Below are 17,948 nucleotides of genomic sequence, written 5' to 3' on the forward strand. Positions count from 1 at the left end.
CATCACCACTGAATTGGAAACGAAGGGAAACATAGTGTCCTCCGATACGTCCGACAGCCGCCCCCCGCACCCCGACAGCGGGACCGCCAGCAACAGCGAGAGCGAGAACCCGGCGATCGATTCGCCCACCCCGAAGTCCCACGCCCCGTTGCGAAATCAGGACTGGTGGCCCGAACAGGTCGATGTGTCGGTGCTGCACCGGCAGTCGGCCAAGAGCAACCCCCTCGGCGAGGACTTCGACTACGCCGAGGAGTTCAAGAAGCTCGACGTCGAAGCGTTCAAAGCGGACATGGTCGCGCTGATGACCGAGTCGCAGGACTGGTGGCCCGCCGACTACGGCAGCTACGCCGGCCTGTTCATCCGGATGAGCTGGCACGCCGCCGGCACCTACCGGATCTTCGACGGTCGCGGTGGCGCCGGCCAGGGCAGTCAGCGGTTCGCCCCGCTCAACAGCTGGCCGGACAACGCGAACCTGGACAAGGCCCGTCGGCTGCTGTGGCCGATCAAGCAGAAGTACGGCAACAAGATCTCCTGGGCCGACCTGATCGCCTACGCCGGAAACGCCGCGCTGGAGTCCGCGGGCTTCAAGACCTTCGGCTTCGCGTTCGGCCGTGAGGACATCTGGGAGCCCGAGGAGATCCTGTGGGGCCAGGAGGACACCTGGCTGGGCACCGACAAGCGCTACAGCGGCGAGCGGGAACTCGCCGAACCCTTCGGCGCGACCACCATGGGCCTGATCTACGTCAACCCCGAAGGCCCCGAGGGCAAACCGGATCCGCTGGCCGCCGCCCACGACATCCGCGAGACGTTCGGACGGATGGCGATGAACGACGAGGAGACCGCCGCGCTGATCGTCGGCGGCCACACCCTGGGCAAGACCCACGGCGCCGCGGACGTCAACGTCGGCCCGGAGCCCGAAGGAGCTCCCCTCGAGGAGCAGGGTCTGGGCTGGAAGTGTCCGTTCGGCACCGGCAACGCCAACGACACCGTCACCAGCGGCCTGGAGGTCGTCTGGACCGGCACGCCGACGCAGTGGAGCAACGGCTACCTGGAGATCCTCTACGGCAACGAGTGGGAGCTGACCAAGAGTCCCGCCGGGGCATGGCAGTTCGAGGCCAAGGACGCCGAGGCCACCATCCCCGACCCGTTCGGCGGCCCGCCGCGCAAGCCCACGATGCTCGTCACCGACGTCTCGATGCGTGTTGATCCCATCTACGGTGAGATCACCCGGCGCTGGCTCGACCACCCCGAGGAGATGAACGAGGCGTTCGCCAAGGCCTGGTACAAGCTGCTGCACCGCGACATGGGTCCGGTCACCCGCTACCTCGGTCCGTGGGTCCCGGAGCCGCAGCTGTGGCAGGACCCGGTGCCTGCGGTCGACCACGAACTCGTCGACGAGCAGGACATCGCGACGCTGAAGGCCAAGGTGCTCGAGGCCGGCCTGTCGGTGCCGCAACTGGTCAAGACGGCATGGGCGGCGGCGTCGAGCTTCCGCGGAACCGACAAGCGTGGCGGCGCCAACGGCGCCCGGCTGCGTCTGGAGCCGCAGCGCAACTGGGAGGCCAACGAGCCGTCCGAACTCGACAAGGTGCTGCCCGTCCTGGAGAAGATCCAGCAGGACTTCAACAGCGCCGGCAGCAAGAAGGTGTCGCTGGCCGATCTGATCGTGCTGGCCGGATCGGCGGCGGTGGAGAAGGCCGCCAAGGATGCGGGGCACCAGATCGAGGTGCCGTTCGCGCCCGGGCGCACCGACACCACGCAGGAGAGCACTGACGCGGAGTCATTCGCGGTGCTCGAACCCCGCGCCGACGGCTTCCGAAACTTCGTCCGGCCGGGCGAGAAGGCGCCGCTGGAACAGCTTCTGGTGGAGAAGGCGTACATGCTGGATCTCACCGCTCCGGAGTTGACGGTGCTCATCGGCGGGTTGCGTGCGCTGGGAGCCAACCACGGTGGATCCAAGCACGGCGTGTTCACCGAGAAGCCGGGCACCCTGACCAACGACTTCTTCGTGAACCTGCTCGACATGCGCACGCAGTGGAAGCCGTCGAAGGCGACGGAGAACGTCTACGAAGGCGTCGACCGTACCTCCGGTCAGCCCAAGTGGACGGCCACCGCCAACGATCTGGTTTTCGGATCCAACTCGGTGCTGCGCGCGATGGCCGAGGTCTACGCGCAGGCCGACAACACGGACAAGTTCGTGGCGGACTTCGTGGCGGCCTGGGTCAAGGTGATGAACGCCGATCGCTTCGATTTGCGTTGAGACAGAACAGCCCCCGGCTGTAGCCGCCCTCTACCGTGCACGGTGTGCGGTAGAGGGCGGTGCCCTGTCGCGTGCCCCGGATGTCGCAGTCGTTCGGTAGGGTCCAGCCCGTGAATCCGAGTGTCACCGACAAGTCCGGTCCCGCCCAGAAATCCGTGACCGCCCGTCTGGCTGCGGAACTGGCAGTGGCAGAGCGGCAGGTGGATGCGGCGGTGCGGCTGCTGGATGAGGGGTCGACGGTCCCGTTCATCGCCCGCTACCGCAAGGAGGTGACCGGCAGCCTCGACGACGGTCAGTTGCGCACGCTCGAGGAACGCCTCGGATACCTGCGCGAGCTCGACGACCGGCGCACCGCGGTGCTGGCGTCGATCAGAGAACAGGGCAAGCTCACCGAGGCGCTCGAGGCCGCGCTGCTGGCCGCCGACACCAAGGCCCGCGTCGAGGACATCTATCTGCCCTACAAGCCCAAGCGGCGCACCAAGGCCCAGATCGCCAGGGAAGCCGGGCTGGAACCACTGGCCGACCAGCTGCTGGCCGACCCGTCCTCGGTCCCCGAGGACCTGGCCGCCGGCTTCGTCGGCGCCACCGTCGCCGACGCCGCCGCCGCGCTCGACGGTGCGCGGCACATCATCGTCGAGCGTGCCGCCGAGGATGCCGAACTCGTCGGCGCGCTGCGAGAAAGGTTCTGGGAGAACGGCTCGGTACGAACCCGGCCGTCCTCGGATGCCGCCGAGACCGGGCCGCACCACCAGAAGTCGCAGAAGTTCCGTGACTACTTCGACTTCGCCGAGCCGCTTGCCACCATTCCGTCACACCGGGTGCTGGCAGTGCTGCGCGGTGAGAAGGAGCAGGTCCTCACCCTGAGCCTCGACGGCGGTGAGGACGAGGTGTACCTCGCGATGGTCGCAAGGGCACTCGGGGTGGATCTGGGGTCGCCCGGTGCCGCCACACCGTGGCTCGCGAACACCGTCGGCTTCGCGTGGCGCACCCGGCTGTCGGTCTCGGCATCGGTGGACGCCCGGGTCCGGCTGCGGCTGCGCGCCGAGGAGGACGCCGTCGCGGTGTTCGCCAAGAACCTCAAGGACCTGCTGCTCGCCGCCCCGGCGGGCAACCGTCCCACGCTGGGCCTGGATCCCGGCTTCCGGACCGGCGTGAAGGTCGCCGTCGTCGACGGGACCGGCAAGGTGGTCGACACCTGTGCCATCTACCCCCATCCACCGCAGAAGCAGTGGGCGCAGGCCAAGGCCACGCTGGCCGCGCTCGTCGCCCGCCACGGCGTCGAGCTGATCGCGGTGGGAAACGGCACCGCATCGCGGGAGACCGACGCGCTGGCCGACGAGCTCATCGCCGACATCCGCGCCGCCGGTGCGCCGGCACCCGCCAAGGCGATGGTCAGCGAAGCCGGAGCGTCGGTGTACTCGGCCTCGGCCTACGCGGCCCACGAACTACCCGATCTCGACGTCACACTGCGGGGCGCGGTCTCGATCGCGCGGCGGCTGCAGGACCCGCTGGCCGAGTTGGTCAAGATCGAGCCGAAATCGATCGGGGTCGGGCAATACCAGCACGACGTGACGCCCGGCATCCTGGCCCGCAGCCTGGGAGCCGTGGTCGAGGATGCCGTCAACGCCGTGGGCGTGGACCTCAACACCGCGTCGGTGCCACTGCTGGCCAGGGTGTCGGGCATCACCGAGTCGCTGGCCGAGGCCATCGTCGCCCACCGCGACCAGACCGGCCGGTTCCGCGACCGTCGAGCGTTGCTGAAGGTCCCCCGGTTGGGCCCCAAGGCATTCGAGCAGTGCGCCGGCTTCCTGCGGATCCGCGACGGGGACGATCCACTGGACGCCTCCGGCGTGCATCCCGAGGCCTACCCGGTGGTCCGGCGCATCCTGGACCGTTCCGGGATCACCCTGGCCGAGATCATCGGCGACACCCGCGCATTGCGTGCACTGCGGCCGGCCGAGTTCGCCGACGACCGCTTCGGCATCCCGACGGTGACCGACATCCTGGCCGAACTCGAGAAGCCGGGTCGCGATCCGCGCCCGGCGTTCACCACGGCGACTTTCGCGGCCGGGGTCGAGAAGATCGCCGATCTCGAGGTGGGCATGACGCTCGAGGGTGTGGTCACCAACGTCGCGGCATTCGGGGCGTTCGTCGACGTCGGTGTCCACCAGGACGGACTGGTGCATGTGTCGGCGATGGCCGACCGCTTCGTCTCCGATCCGCACGAAGTGGTGCGATCCGGCCAGGTGGTGAAGGTCAAGGTGCTCGACGTCGATGTCGAGCGACAGCGGATCGGGCTGTCCCTGCGCCTGAACGACACCCCGGCACGTGGGGCGGGCGGCGCACGGTCCGAGCGCAAGCCCGCACCCCGTCGCGACACCAAGCCGACAAAAGCGAAGCGCGCCAACAAGTCTGACCGCAGTTCGGCGGGTGCTGCCGGGGGTGCGATGGCGCAGGCGTTGCGGGACGCGGGTTTCGGGCGGTGAACCCGGCGGCACGGCGCTCACAGGTCACGGCGATGGCCGTGGTCGGGGCGCTCGTCGCGGTCGGCGGTTGCACCCGCAGCGTGCAGGAGGCGACGCCCCGGCCGGCCCCGGTGGCCGCGCCCATCTCGGAGCTGCAGGTCGCCGACCTGCTCAGTCCGCAGGTCGCGGGGGAGGACGGGAATCTGTTCCTCACCGCCGAGCCCGAACAATGCAGCGGACTGGCGCAGGAGGTGGACCCGCCGTTTCTCGACTCGCATCGTCCCCTCGCCACCGACGGTGGCCATTGGACCACCGACGACGCGTCGGTGTTCGTCGAGGAGATGGTCGCCGTCTACCGTTTCGACTTCGATCCGGCCGCTGCGCTCGACGAGGTGCGTCAGACCGTCGAGGCCTGCCGTGACACGCCGCTGACCGTGACGACGATGCAGGGGCGCACATATGTGTTCGAGGTGCGCGCCGCCGCTGCCGACAGCCCGCAAAGCAGTGTGCTCTGGTCGCTGCGGGCCGCCGACTGGAACTGTGACAACACTTTCGTCGCCGCGCACAATGCGGCGGTCGAGATCACCACGTGCGGCTCAATCGGCGGGTTCGACGTCGCCGGCCTCGCCGTCGAGGCGCTGGAGCGGATCAACACGCTGGCCAACACCACCGCCTAGTTCCGCGCGGGAGGTGTCTTTGAGGTCGACGCCGGATCGACCCAGCCGGCGGGCCCCCGTCACCAGGGCGGCCGCGGTGCGCGCCGCGCGCTGGTACCCGAGTCCGTCGGGCGGGTGGATGTTGGAGATGCAGTTGCGGTCGGCGTCGGTGCGGCCGGGCCGCGGGAGATGCGTGAGGTAGATGCCGAGGCTGTCGGCGACGGACAACCCCGGCCGTTCTCCGATGATCATGATGAGCGTGCCGACACCCAGCGCGGCACCGATATGGTCGCCGAGCGCCACCCGGGCCTGGGTGGCGATCACCGGCGGTGCCAGCCGATAGTGGCCGTCGAACTCGGCGGCCAACGCGGCCAGCAGCCCGACCCCGTGGTCGGCCAGCGCGCGCGGCGACAACCCGTCACCCAGCACGACGCCGACGTCGGCGCCCTGCCCCGGCTCCGGGGTCGGCAGACCTGTCAGGTCCGCCGGCGTGCGGCCCAGGTCGGGCCGGCGCAGGTACTCGCTGCGGTTCTCTGCCCGGCTGCAGACGTGCAGCGGGGTCCCCAGGCCCAGTGCCGCGACATCGTCGCTGAACTCGCCGGAGTCGAGCGGGATGTGCACGGCGTCACGGGCGGCCGAGTGCGCGGCCTTGAACTCGAGCACCCGGTGCGACGGCAACGCGTTTCCGGCACGCCCCAGCCCGATGCGTGCCTGCGTGGTGCGGCGCAGCGGAGCCCACACGTCCTCGGCGGGCGAGCGGTCCCGACCGGTCACGGCCCGGCCGCCAGCCCGAGCAACGGGGAGCCGCTTGGGTCCACCGGCAGCACCCGCCCGTCGCCGTCGGCCATCCCCAGCTGCGCCAACCAGGCCTCGAATTCGGGGGCCGGCCGCAACCGCAGCGCCTTGCGCACATACAGCGCGTCATGGAACGACAGGCTCTGGTAGCCGAGCATCACGTCGTCGGCGCCGGGCACGGTGATGACGAACGCCGCGCCCGCGACACCGAGCAGGGTGAGCAGGGTGTCCATGTCGTCCTGGTCGGCTTCGGCGTGGTTGGTGTAGCAGACGTCGACACCCATGGGCAGGCCGAGCAGCTTGCCGCAGAAGTGGTCCTCGAGACCCGCCCTGATGATCTGCTTGCCGTCGAAGAGGTATTCGGGCCCGATGAAGCCGACGACGGTGTTGACCAGCAACGGATCGAGCGCACGCGCCACCGCGTAGGCCCTGGTCTCCAACGTCTGCTGGTCCACCGGCCTGCCGCCGACACCGAGATGAGCGCCCGCCGACAGCGCCGACCCCTGTCCGGTCTCCAGGTACATCACGTTGTCGCCGACGGTGCCGCGGCCCAGCGAGCGTCCGGCTTCGTTGGCCTGCGCCAGCATCGGCAACGTGATGCCGAAGCTGGTGTTCGCGCCCTGGGTGCCGGCGATCGACTGGAACACCAGGTCCACCGGGGCGCCGCGGTCGATCAGCTCCATCGTGGTGGTGACATGGGACAGCACACAGGACTGCATCGGGATCTCGAAGCGCTGCCTGATGTCGTCGAGCAGGTGGAGCAGGTCCGCGGTGTGCTCCGGGGAATCGGTGGCCGGGTTGATCCCGATCACCGCGTCTCCGCAGCCCATCAACAGACCGTCGAGAGTCGCCGCGGCGATGCCACGAGGATCGTCGGTCGGGTGGTTGGGCTGCAGCCGGGTGGCCAGAGTCCCCGGTACGCCGATCGAGGTCCGGAACGCCGAGCTGACCGTGGTGGCGGCGGCGACGGAGATCAGGTCCTGGTTGCGCATGATCTTCGACACCGCGGCCACCATCTCCGGCGTCAAGCCCGGTGCCACCGCCGCGATGTGTTCCGCACTCTGCGGTTCCGACGCGGTGGCGAGCAGCCAGTCACGCAGCCCACCGACCGTGAGGTGCGAGACCGCCGAGAACGCCTCCCGGTCGTGGCTGTCGATGATCAGCCGGGTGACGTCGTCGGTCTCGTAGGGGACCAGCTCCTCGGTGAGGAACGTCGACAACGGCAGATCAGCGAGGATCCATGCAGCAGCAGCTCTTTCGGCATCGGTGGCGGCTGCGCAGCCCGCCAGTTCGTCGCCGGATCGCAGCGGGGTCGCCTTGGCCATCACCTCGACGAGGCTGTCGAACTGGTAGGTGTGGCCCGAGACCTGTTGGCTGTAGGTCACCTCACCTCAGCTCGTCCTCGGCCGCGGCCAGTGCGGCGAACTCCTCGTCGGGGGAGTTGGCGACCAGATGGTGCCGGCTGTACAGGCCGAAGTAGGCCATGAACCCGGCGAACACGATCAGGCAACCCAGCGCGGCGACGTAATCGACAAGGAACGTCGCGATGACGGCGATCACTGCGATCACCAGGGCGAACCCGGTGGTGAAGACGCCGCCCGGGGTGCGGTAGGGGCGGTGCATCTCGGGCGCCCGCTTCCGCAACACGATGTGGCTGACCATCATCAGCACGTAGCTCAGAGCCGCTCCGAACACCGCCATGTTCAGCAGCAGGGCGCCCTGGCCGGTCAACGACAGCGCGAACCCGATGAGGCCGGGCACAACCAGCGCCAGGGTCGGCGCCTTGCGCGAGTTGGTCACCGACAGCACCTTCGGCAGATAGCCGGCGCGCGACAGCGCGAACAGTTGCCGGGAGTAGGCGTAGATGATCGAGAAGAAGCTCGCGATCAGTCCGGCCAGGCCGATGTAGTTGACGACCTTGGCCATCGTGCCGTCGCCCAGCGCCTCGACGAGTGGGTTGCCGGACTCCGACATGGCGGCCGCCCCGCCTGCGCCGGTGGTCAGCACCAGCACGGTCACGCAGGTGACCAGCAGCACGGCCATCGCGGCGATGATGCCCCGCGGCACGTTGCGCTCCGGGTTGGCGGCCTCCTCGGCGGCGAGCGGAACACCCTCGATCGCCAGGAAGAACCAGATGGCGAACGGGATCGCCGCCCAGATGCCCAGCAGGCCGTAGGGCAGCCACGCGGAGGCTCCGGCGGCGTCGGTGACAGCGATGTCGGTGAGGTTGGTCGAGTCGAATTGGCCGATCGCCGAGATCGCGAAGACGACCAGACCGACCAAGGCGATGCCGGTGATCACGAACATCACCTTCAGCGCCTCGCCGACCCCGGACAGATGGATGCCGATGAACACCGCGTACACGAACAGGTAGATCCACCAGCCGTCGGTGATCCCGAACAGGTTCAGCGATTCGACGTAGGCGCCGATGAACGTGGCGATGGCCGCGGGGGCGATCGCGTACTCGATCAGGATCGCGGTACCGGTGGCGAATCCGCCCCAGGGGCCGAGCGCCCGGCGGGCGAAGGTGTAGCCACCGCCTGCCGCGGGCAGTGCCGACGACATCTCGGCCATGCCGAGCACCAGGGCCAGGTACATGCCGGCGATGATCACGGCGGCGATGGCCAGGCCGCCGAATCCGCCTTCGGCGAGGCCGAAGTTCCAGCCCGAGTAGTCCCCCGAGATGACGTAGCCGACACCGAGGCTGGCCAGCAGTACCCAGCCGGCGGTGCCGGATTTCAGTTGCCGCTTCTGCAGATAGGCTTCCGATTCCCGATATTCCTCGACGCCGCGCCTGGGATGCGTGCTGTGTTTGTCGCCACTCATCTGATGAGACTCCCGTTCGAAGGTGTGAGTGATCACACTATGCCCCACGAAGCGCCGTTGGCGTTGCATTCTTCGCCGAAAATTGTTGTGTCACAACAAATTAGCGGGCGAAGCGCGAGCAGGGCTGCCCGGAGCGACGACGTCGTCGCGCTCGGCGGCGCGCGGTTCGCGCGTGTCGGCGATACGCTCTCGCCGAATCTGCCGAGCATCCGGGCTGAAGATCTAAAGGTCGTTCTGACAACCTTTAGCGGGAGCCTATTGGCTCTGCTCGAGGTTGTCCAGTCCTGTCCTGCTGTAACAGCGGTCTTCGGGCGTTCGATAGATCGCACATACCGGTTTGCAGACTTCGAAGGGGTCGCCGTGCGCGCAGTGCTGGGACTGTCTGTGACTGCTGACGAACTCGCCTGGGTGCTCGTCGACTCCGCCGAGGGTTCCGTGCTCGACCACGACGCCCTGCCGTATGACGCCGAGCGCGGGATCGCGGACGCGGCGGTACGCGGCGCCCAGGCCATCGCGCAGGCGTGCGGTTACCAGCTCGACAGCGTCGCACTGACCTGGAGCGAGGACGTCACCCGCGAGGGTTTGCGGTTGCGGTCGCGGCTGGGCTGCCTGGGTTTGCGTGACGCCGAAGCGGTTCCGGTGGCGACGGCCACGGCGCTCGGTCGGCGGGCCGGCGACGTGGCGCTGCGGCTGTGCCCGGCTCACGGCGCCGCGCTTTCGGTGCTCACCTCCAGTGAGGCAGTGAATCCCCCTGTGGCAACGCCGGTTACCGAGCGCCGCGGCGCCCGCCGGCGACGAACGGTTTCGGCGGTGCTCGGCGTGGCCGCCGCGGCGATCGTCGGGGTGTTGTTTCTTTCCGCCGGCGCGGCGCCACCGGTCGAGCCCGCAGGGTCCGCGGCCGAACCCGCCGCGCCGTCCTCGGACTCGGGGTGGGTATCGGTTCCGTCCGGGCCGGCGCCCGAGGTGGTGCGCAAGGTCGTCGCCGCCACCCCGTCCTATTCCGAACCGCAGGCCACCGTGCCGGTTCAGACCTACGCCCCGGTGGCGGCCGCGACCGCGGCGGCACCCGAACCGCCGGCGGCGCCCACGCCGGAGCCCGCCGAACAACCGCATCTGACCGGAACGCAGACCGCTGTCGGCCCGACGCCTGGTCCGGACGCGCCGGTTCCGACGCCGCCGACCGACGCCGAGATGACAGAATTGGTCAATGTGTTCACTGCGTTGCCCTGAACGCGTACGGTCGACCCGTGACACCGGTATCTCAGCTTGCCCTTGCCCCTGATCATCTCGTCGGACTGGCACGCGACATGCGCGAGCTGGTGCGAGGCGAGGCCGCGGAATCCGAGCGCAATCGCACGATGACCGCCGCGACCGTCGAGGCGATGTGGTCCACCGGTCTGATGTCGGCCTTCAATCCGACCGCAGCGGGCGGGTTCGAGCCGTCGTTCGCGGAGATGATCGAGACGTGGATCGAAATGGCCTGGCAGGACGGATCGTTCGGTTGGGTGGGGATCGCCAACCTGCCGTCTGCGTTCGCCGCCGCCACCTATCTTCCCGACGACGGCTTCGCCGAGGTGTTCACCGCCAACAACAACCACGTCACGATGGGCGGTCAGTTCTTCCCGAACGGGCAGGGCGTCGCGGTCGACGGCGGCTACCGGCTGACCGGGTCGTGGAGTTTCGGCTCGGGCACCGGACATGCCGAGTACGTCGCGGCCGGGTTTCTGCCGATGATCGACGGCGAGATCCGCTGGGTCAGCGAGGGCGTGCCCGACATGCAGGTGGCCGTCGTCCCGCGAAGCCAGGTCACCTTCAAGGACGGCTGGCATGTGCAGGGGCTCAAGGGCACCGGGTCCTACGACTACGCCCTCGACGATGTGTTCGTCCCGCAATCGCGCACGTTTGCGTTGTTCACCCGCGAACCCAAGCGAGGCAGCTCACCGGCGACCCGGATGGGGATGATGCCGGTGACCGCGGCAGGTCATGCCGCGTGGGCGCTCGGGGTCGCCAAGAGCATGCTCGACGACGTGGCCGAGCTGGCGGAGACGAAGTTCCGGATGAGCGATATGGCTGCACTGGCCAGCCGTCCCACGTTCCAGAAGGGCCTGGCGCACCATGTAGCGGCCTGGCGGGCGGCGCGGCTGCTGGTCCTCGACGCGTTCACCACGGCCGAGGCGGCCGTCGCCGATGGCGGCGAGCTCACCCCGACGTTGCGTGCGGACATGCGGGTGGCGGCGGTGTTCGCCACCGACACTGCCCGGGGTTGTGCCGAGTGGGCGCACCTGGTCGCAGGCACCTCGGCGATCCGCGAGGGCAGTCGCCTCGAGCGGGCGTTCCGTGACATCTACACCGGCACTCAGCACGCCTTCATCAGCGAGAAGGTGGCGATCGACGCAGCGCAGGTCTGGCTGGGCATCGTCGAGGACCAGTTCGGTCTGTGACCGGCCGGGTGGCCGGCCGTCGCGATCAACGCGCGACAGGCCAGTGCCACACCGACATGTCGCCAGGCGGATAGTTCATGCACACGTCGGTGGCGTGGGCCACGACGCCTTTGTTGTTGAAGAAGATCTTCGCCCAGTTGCCCCAGCGCGTCGCCACCTGCTCGTAGTAGACGTTGGTCGCGGTGTTCTCGGAGTACTGGCGGCGTCCCACCGGATCGAGCGAAAAGAACCAGTGGATGCGGTCGAACGCAGCCTGCTGGACGTCGGCAGGCCGGTTGCTCCGGTCCATCATGTACCGCTCGTAGTACACCGGGCTGGTGTCGCGCACCGCTGCCAGATACTGCTCGACATCACAGGTCGTGTGGATGATCCGCCGGGGGACCGGATAGTCGTCGGTGGAATCGGCCGCCGCCGGGCCGGCGGTGCCCAGAAACATCGCGGCTGCTCCGAGGAACCCGAGGCTCACCCGCGCGACGCGACTCTTCAGTCCGGTCATCTTCACTCCCTGCCTCATCGTTCGGTTTGGCATCGCTCGGTTTGGCATCGTTGCGCTCATGATCAGCCGCCGCCCGTTACCGGGTTCGACGTCAGCATCAGGAAGCCGCCGTTGATCCACACGCCCCAACGCCCGCCCCAGGCCGAGTTCCACACCACGGGCTGCCCGTTCCAGGACTCGGCGGGCTTCGGCGGTGCCCAGGCGGGTGGGGGTTCGCCGTGGACGGGGGCCGGCGGCGGAGCCGGCTGTGCGCTCGCGACGCTCGAGTGCATCATTCCGAGGGCCAGCCCGCACGCGACCACCGCGCCACCGACCGCAGTCCTGATCAAAGTCATTGCGTCATTCCTGCGTCACCGCTGAGCCTGCTGGAGGACCGGCAGCCTGTCGGGGCAGTACGTGCGCAGTCCGGCGGCGAGGAACTGCCACGCCTGCTCGGTGGTGGCGTTCTTGTCCAACTGGTTGTGGACGAAGTCAGCCGCCTCGTATGCATCGGCGTCGACGTTGGTGGCGAGACGTTTACAGGTGATCTTGCCGATCCAGGCGTTGTAGTCCTTCTGACCGTAGATGCCGTACGTGTGCAGTTCGTCGGCGAACGCGGTGTCGGGGTCGGCCGCCGCGGGCGCGGCGAACCCGAGCCCGAAGGCCACCGTCGCGATTCCTACCAGTATCCGCTTCATGGCCTCGCTCCCTCTGCTGGATCTGTCTGCAACCGTTGAGGTTTCGGCCACGGTGCCGGCACCGGCCTGGTGCGCACCCGTTGCGGCCACCAGAACCACGGCCCCATCAGCGCTGCGATGGCCGGGGTCATGAACGCCCGGATCACCAGGGTGTCGAACAACAGACCCAACCCGATCGTGGTGCCGACCTGGGCGATCACCGTCAGCTCGCTGACCGCCATCGACATCATGGTAAACGCGAAGACCAATCCAGCGGCGGTTACCACCGTGCCACTGCCGCCCATCGCGCGGATGATGCCGGTGCCCACCCCGGCGTGGATCTCCTCCTTGAGCCGTGACACCAGCAGCAGGTTGTAGTCCGCGCCGACGCCCAGCAGCACGATCACGGCCATCGCGAACACCATCCAGTGGAGCTCGACGCCGATGATGTGCTGCCAGATCAGGATCGAGAGGCCGAACGACGCCCCCAGAGACACCACCACCGTGCCGACGATGACCGCGGCCGCGACCACGGCGCGGGTGATGATCAGCATGATGATGAAGATCAGGCACAGCGCGGAGATGCCGGCGATCAACAGGTCGTAGTTGTTTCCGCTCTGCATGTCCTTGAACGTGGCCGCGGTACCGCCGAGATAGACCTTGGACCCTTCCAGCGGAGTGCCCTTGATGGCCTCTTTCGCGGCGGTCTTGATCGCCTCGATCTTCTCGATTCCCTCGGGGGTCAACGGGTCACCCTCGTGGGCGATGATGAACCGCACCGCGTGCCCGTCGGGGGACAGGAACTGCTCCAAGCCGCGCTGGAAATCCTTGTTCTCGAATATCTCCGGCGGCAGGTAGAACGAGTCGTCGTTCATCGAATCGTCGAACGCCTCGCCCATGGCGTCGGCATCCTCGGACATCGCGGCCATCTGGTCCTGCTGACCCTTCTGGCTCTGGTACATCGTCAGCATCATCGTGCGCATGGTCTTCATCGTGTCGACCATCTCGGGCATCAACGCGACCATCTGCGGCATCAGCTCGTTGAGACGCCGCATCTCCGGCAGGATCTCTTTGAAGTCGTCGGTCATCACGTTGATGCCGTCGAGGGTGTCGAACACCGAACGCATCGCCCAGCACACCGGGATGTTGTAACAGTGCGGTTCCCAGTAGAAATAGTTGCGGATCGGCCGGAAGAAGTCGTCGAAGTTGGCGATGCTGTCGCGCAGCTCGGCGATGTCGAGGTACATCCCCTCCATCTTCTGCACCATGTTGTTGGTGATCGCCGCCATCTGCCCGGTCAGGTTCGACATCTTCTCCATGGTCGCGATGGTGTCGGCCATCTCGTCGGCCTGAACCAGCATGTCGGCCATCCGGTCCTGCATGTATTTCTCGTTGAGCCGCTGGGTGGTGCCCTGCATGCTCATCTGGAACGGGATCGACGTGTGCTTGATCGGTTTGCCGTCCGGGCGGGTGATGGCCTGGACCCGCGCGATCCCCTCGACGCGGAACAGTGCCTTGGCGATCTTGTCGATCACCAGGAAGTCCGCCGAGTTGCGCAGGTCGTGGTCGCTCTCGACCATCAACAGCTCCGGGTTCATCCGGGCCTGGGAGAAGTGTCGGTCGGCCGCGGCGTATCCGGCGTTGGCGGGAAGGTCGGCCGGCAGATAGTTGCGGTCGTTGTAGCTGGTCCGGTAGCCCGGCAGAGCGAGCAGGCCGACGAGGGACAGCGCGATGGTCCCGACCAGGATGGGGCCGGGCCAGCGCACCACCGCGGCGCCGACCTTCCGCCAGCCCCGAACGCGCATCGTGCGTTTGGGCTCCAGGATCTTGCCGAAACGGGTGACCACGCTGATCATCGCGGTCATCAGGACGACACCGGCCAGCACCACGACGAACATGCCGATCGCCAGCGGGACGCCCATGGTCTGGAAGTACGGCAGCCGGGTGAAGCTCAGGCAGAACGTCGCGCCGGCGATGGTCAGACCGGAGCCGAGCACCACGTGCGCGGTGCTCTCGAACATCGTGTAGAACGCGGTCTCTTTGTCCTCACCCGCTTCGCGTGCTTCCTGATATCGCCCGGTCAGGAAGATGGCATAGTCGGTCGCCGCGGCTATCGCGAGCGTCACCAGCAGGTTGGTGGCGAACGTGGAGAGGCCGATGATCTCGTGATAGCCGAGGAAAGCGACCACCCCGCGGGCGGCGGTCAGCGACAGCACGACCATCACCAGCGTGACGAGCACCGTGACGATCGACCGGTACACCAGCAGCAGCATCACGATGATGACCGTGAACGTCGTCGCCTCGATCAACCGCATACTGCGGTCGCCGGCGATGTGCTGGTCCGCCGCCAGCGCCGCAGGCCCGGTGACGTAGGCCGTCACCCCCGGCGGCGGTTCGAGGCTGTCGACGATGTTCTGAACCGACTCCACCGACTCGTTGGCCAGCGCCTCGCCCTGGTTCCCGGCCAGCTTGACCTGGACGTAGGCGGCTTTGCCGTCGGTGCTCTGCGAGCCCGACGCGGTCAGCGGGTCGCTCCAGAAGTCCTGCACCGACTGCACGTGGGCGGTGTCGGCCTCGAGTCGATCGACCATCTCGTCGTACCAGGCGTGCGCCTCGTCGCCGAGGGGTTCCTCGCCCTCGAAGACGATCATCACCGAGCTGTCCGAGTCACCTTCCTCGAACAGTTCGCCGACCTTCTTCATCGAGATCATCGACGGGGCATCGTCGGGGCTCATCGAGACGGCCTGCATCTGGCCGACGGTTTCCAGCTGCGGCACAACGATGTTGAGCGCGACGATGAGCCCCACCCAGCCGAGGATGAGAGGAACCGCGAACGTCCGGATCATCCTGGGGATCAACGGGCGGGACCGCTGCCGGGCGGGCGGGAAGGCATCCGTGGGCGCGTCGTTGACCGGGGTACTCATGCGGACTTCACGAAGCAGAAGGTCTGGGCGTTCAAGCCGTCAGTCGTCCTCTCGTCCTCGAGCTCGTCGTCGACGTAGATGCGGCACGTGATGGTGCTGCTGTCTCCCTGGGCGACGATGTTGGGGGCGGCCGACGGCTCGGTGGTGCTCAGCGTGAGCGACCACGGCAGCGCCGCGCCGTCCACCCGCTGGGGCTTGGCGTCGAGATCGAGGTAGTTGATGTCGGCGTAGGATCCGTCCCCGGAGATCTCGTAGCGGACCTCTTTGGGGTCGAAGGGTTCAGGCAGGTCCGCGAAGTTGCGGGGCGTCTCGATGATGCCCTCAGAGCCGAAGAAGGTCCGGATCCGCGACACGGTGAGCCCGGCAACCACCACCACGACCACAATGAGCAGCGGCAGCCAGACGCGTTTGAGGACACCGATCACGTCCGCTGCACCCGACCCTCAACACGCAATTTCGACCCCATGGTTTTGTGACTGAATGTTCTGCCGATCGTAACTTAGCCGGTTTAAGTTCTCACCCAGCCACAGGTTAGCTCAAGCGATTGTGGCGCTGCTAACTGTTTGACCGCAGCGCGGGCCAGGTCACTGGATCGGGCCCGGCCACCCTTGACCGCCGGTCGCGCCCGCTGCTAGACATGGCCACAGCTTAATGCTGAGCGGTCGCCCAACGGCCCCTGTCGACCGCAGCCCGACGAGGAGCGTGCGCGATGGCGGATTCAGCACAGTCGACCGTGGCGGCCGGCGCCGCCCACGCCGATCCGCCGGTGTACTACGACCCCTACGACGTCGGGATCGTCGCCGACCCGTACCCCACGTACGCGCGGCTTCGCGACGAGGCGCCCCTGTACTACAACGACCGCTACGACTTCTGGGCGCTGTCCCGGCATGCCGACGTCGAGCAGGCGCTGTCGGACTGGCAGACGTTCTCCAACAGCCGCAGCGACATCCTGGAGCTGGTCAAATCCGATTTCGACATGCCCCAGGGCGTGATGATGTTCGAGGATCCGCCGGTTCACTCGATGCTGCGCGGGTTGATGGGGAGGGTTTTCACGCCGCGACGGATGGCCGAGATCGAGGACCAGATCCGGCGCTACTGCATCAACTGCCTCGATCCGCTGGTCGGATCGGACGGATTCGACATCATCGCCGAGCTGGCCGCGATGATGCCGATGCGGGTCATCGGCATGCTGCTGGGGATCCCGGAGTCAGAACAGATATCGGTGCGCGACGCCAACGACGCCAACCTGCGGACCCGGCCGGGCGCGCCGATGAAGGTGATCAACCCGGACAAGATCGCCGACGGCAGTATTTACGCCGAGTACGTGCAGTGGCGGGCAGCCAACCCCTCTGATGACCTGATGACCGCGCTGCTCGAGGTCGAGTTCGACGACGAACACGGCAGGCGGCGCAAGCTGACCCGCACCGAGGTGCTGCACTACACCCAGGTGGTTGCAGGGGCGGGCAACGAGACGACCGGCCGGCTGATCGGCTGGCTGGCCAAAGTGCTGGCCGAGCATCCCGACCAGCGCCGCGAGTTGGTTGCCGACCGGTCGCTGTTGCTGCGGGCCGTCGACGAGACACTGCGGTTCGAACCCACCGGCCCGCACGTCGCCCGCTATCTGGCCCGGGATTTCGAATACGCCGGACGAACTGTTCCGGCCGGGTCGGCGATGCTGCTGCTGTTCGGTGCGGCCAACCGCGACGAGCGCCGCTACCACCGGCCCGACACGTTCGACATCCACCGCGACAACATCAGCCACGTCACCTTCGGCAAGGGCGTGCATTACTGCCTGGGCGCGAACCTCGCCCGCCTCGAAGGCCGGGTCGCGCTCGACGAGCTGCTCAACCGGTGGCCCGAGTGGGACATCGACCACGAAACCGCGCGGCTGGCCCCGACGTCCACGGTGCGCGGCTGGGAATATCTGCGCGTGCTGGTCTGAGCGGCCTAGGCCTCCGGGGAAGCGGTGCCCTCAGCAGACTCTGGAGCGTCGGGCGCATCGAGCACGCTGACGGCGATGCCGTAGGGCAGGAACCGGACGCGGCGGGCGGGGTCGGTGTTGTTCTTGTTCGCCCGCAACGCGTCCAACTCGGTGGGATACACCTGGTCGATGTGGGCGCCCCCGTCGTCGTCGACGGTGTAGATCGCCCAGACGCCGTCTCCGGTCTCGCCGGTGGTTTCCGGCTGGGTGCGGGGCCGCGCGCCCCGGGTGAACTCGTCGAACAGCACCGACCAGCCGGCGCGTTCGCCGGAGGTGTTCACGAACCTGCCGAGACCGTCGAGCGCCTCCCGCAGCCCTTCACCTGCCTCGCGGACGACGCGGTCGAAATCCTCGGGGTCGAAACCGAACGGCCCTCCGGAAGAACTGCTGCTCATGGTGGTCCCTCCTGAACGGCTGTGCCCACGCACAGCGGATAGTGACCAGTGTG

15 protein-coding genes are annotated in these 17,948 nt (G+C 67.8%); 6 read left to right on the forward strand and 9 right to left on the reverse strand.

Going from position 1 to position 17,948, the window contains the following annotated elements:
• The first annotated feature begins 34 nt into the window (after window positions 1–34).
• The 3 genes from katG to G6N53_RS18710 all read left to right on the forward strand — a co-directional run bounded on the left by katG (window position 35) and on the right by G6N53_RS18710 (window position 5,402).
• Window positions 35–2,260: a catalase/peroxidase HPI gene (gene katG, locus G6N53_RS18700; protein WP_163890848.1), complete on the forward strand. Its 2,226-nt coding sequence runs from the start codon at window positions 35–37 to the stop codon at window positions 2,258–2,260.
• A gap of 110 nt (window positions 2,261–2,370) precedes the next feature.
• A complete protein-coding gene (locus G6N53_RS18705; RefSeq protein WP_237166575.1) occupies window positions 2,371–4,746 on the forward strand; it encodes a Tex family protein in 2,376 nt (791 codons plus the stop codon).
• Window positions 4,747–4,778: 32 nt separating this feature from the next.
• Window positions 4,779–5,402 carry a sensor domain-containing protein gene (locus G6N53_RS18710; protein WP_163890852.1) on the forward strand — a complete coding sequence of 208 codons (624 nt, stop codon included), beginning with the start codon at window positions 4,779–4,781 and terminating at the stop codon, window positions 5,400–5,402.
• Here G6N53_RS18710 and eutC read toward each other — a convergent pair.
• The 3 genes from eutC to eat are packed head-to-tail and all read right to left on the reverse strand — an operon-like array spanning window position 5,322 to window position 9,002.
• Window positions 5,322–6,155, reverse strand: a complete 834-nt coding sequence (eutC, locus tag G6N53_RS18715) for an ethanolamine ammonia-lyase subunit EutC (RefSeq protein WP_163890854.1) — start codon at window positions 6,153–6,155, stop codon at window positions 5,322–5,324. The two genes, G6N53_RS18710 and eutC, sit on opposite strands and share 81 nt — an antisense overlap.
• Window positions 6,152–7,561: an ethanolamine ammonia-lyase subunit EutB gene (locus tag G6N53_RS18720; RefSeq protein ID WP_163890856.1), complete on the reverse strand. Its 1,410-nt coding sequence runs from the start codon at window positions 7,559–7,561 to the stop codon at window positions 6,152–6,154. Before G6N53_RS18720 ends, eutC begins: the two co-directional genes overlap by 4 nt.
• Before the next feature lies 1 nt (window position 7,562).
• Window positions 7,563–9,002, reverse strand: a complete 1,440-nt coding sequence (eat, locus tag G6N53_RS18725; RefSeq protein ID WP_163890859.1) for an ethanolamine permease — start codon at window positions 9,000–9,002, stop codon at window positions 7,563–7,565.
• 39 nt (window positions 9,003–9,041) lie between these two features.
• Here eat and G6N53_RS18730 point away from each other — a divergent pair, with 39 nt between their 5' ends.
• Together G6N53_RS18730 and G6N53_RS18735 are read left to right on the forward strand one after the other, a co-directional pair.
• A complete protein-coding gene (locus G6N53_RS18730; protein ID WP_494337352.1) occupies window positions 9,042–10,232 on the forward strand; it encodes a DUF7159 family protein in 1,191 nt (396 codons plus the stop codon).
• A gap of 77 nt (window positions 10,233–10,309) precedes the next feature.
• Window positions 10,310–11,443 (forward strand): acyl-CoA dehydrogenase family protein, encoded by a 1,134-nt coding sequence (locus G6N53_RS18735; RefSeq protein ID WP_163896075.1) that lies wholly within the window; start codon window positions 10,310–10,312, stop codon window positions 11,441–11,443.
• A 25-nt stretch (window positions 11,444–11,468) separates the two neighbouring features.
• Here G6N53_RS18735 and G6N53_RS18740 read toward each other — a convergent pair whose 3' ends face one another.
• The 5 genes from G6N53_RS18740 to G6N53_RS18760 form a co-directional block, all read right to left on the reverse strand.
• Entirely contained in the window at window positions 11,469–11,939 is a 471-nt protein-coding gene (locus tag G6N53_RS18740) for a DUF5078 domain-containing protein (protein ID WP_163890863.1), read from the reverse strand.
• A gap of 62 nt (window positions 11,940–12,001) precedes the next feature.
• Complete coding sequence (locus G6N53_RS18745; RefSeq protein WP_163890865.1) at window positions 12,002–12,274, reverse strand: hypothetical protein; 273 nt, start codon at window positions 12,272–12,274, stop codon at window positions 12,002–12,004.
• 15 nt (window positions 12,275–12,289) lie between these two features.
• Entirely contained in the window at window positions 12,290–12,616 is a 327-nt protein-coding gene (locus G6N53_RS18750; RefSeq protein WP_163890867.1) for a DUF732 domain-containing protein, read from the reverse strand.
• Window positions 12,613–15,519: an MMPL/RND family transporter gene (locus G6N53_RS18755; RefSeq protein ID WP_163890869.1), complete on the reverse strand. Its 2,907-nt coding sequence runs from the start codon at window positions 15,517–15,519 to the stop codon at window positions 12,613–12,615. The genes G6N53_RS18750 and G6N53_RS18755 overlap by 4 nt, the downstream gene beginning before the upstream one ends.
• Entirely contained in the window at window positions 15,516–15,944 is a 429-nt protein-coding gene (locus tag G6N53_RS18760; RefSeq protein WP_163890871.1) for an MmpS family transport accessory protein, read from the reverse strand. The genes G6N53_RS18755 and G6N53_RS18760 overlap by 4 nt, the downstream gene beginning before the upstream one ends.
• Window positions 15,945–16,228: 284 nt before the next feature.
• On the opposite strand from G6N53_RS18760, the gene G6N53_RS18765 reads away from it, so the two are divergent.
• Window positions 16,229–17,461 carry a cytochrome P450 gene (locus G6N53_RS18765; protein ID WP_163890873.1) on the forward strand — a complete coding sequence of 411 codons (1,233 nt, stop codon included), beginning with the start codon at window positions 16,229–16,231 and terminating at the stop codon, window positions 17,459–17,461.
• Between the two features lie 5 nt (window positions 17,462–17,466).
• On the opposite strand, the gene G6N53_RS18770 is transcribed toward G6N53_RS18765, so the two are convergent.
• On the reverse strand, window positions 17,467–17,895 hold the full coding sequence (locus tag G6N53_RS18770) for an Rv0313 family protein (protein ID WP_163890875.1): 429 nt from the start codon (window positions 17,893–17,895) through the stop codon (window positions 17,467–17,469).
• Window positions 17,896–17,948: the final 53 nt, after the last annotated feature.

Origin of the sequence: Mycolicibacterium hippocampi, assembly GCF_010723735.1 — a bacterium.
GTDB lineage: Bacteria > Actinomycetota > Actinomycetes > Mycobacteriales > Mycobacteriaceae > Mycobacterium > Mycobacterium hippocampi.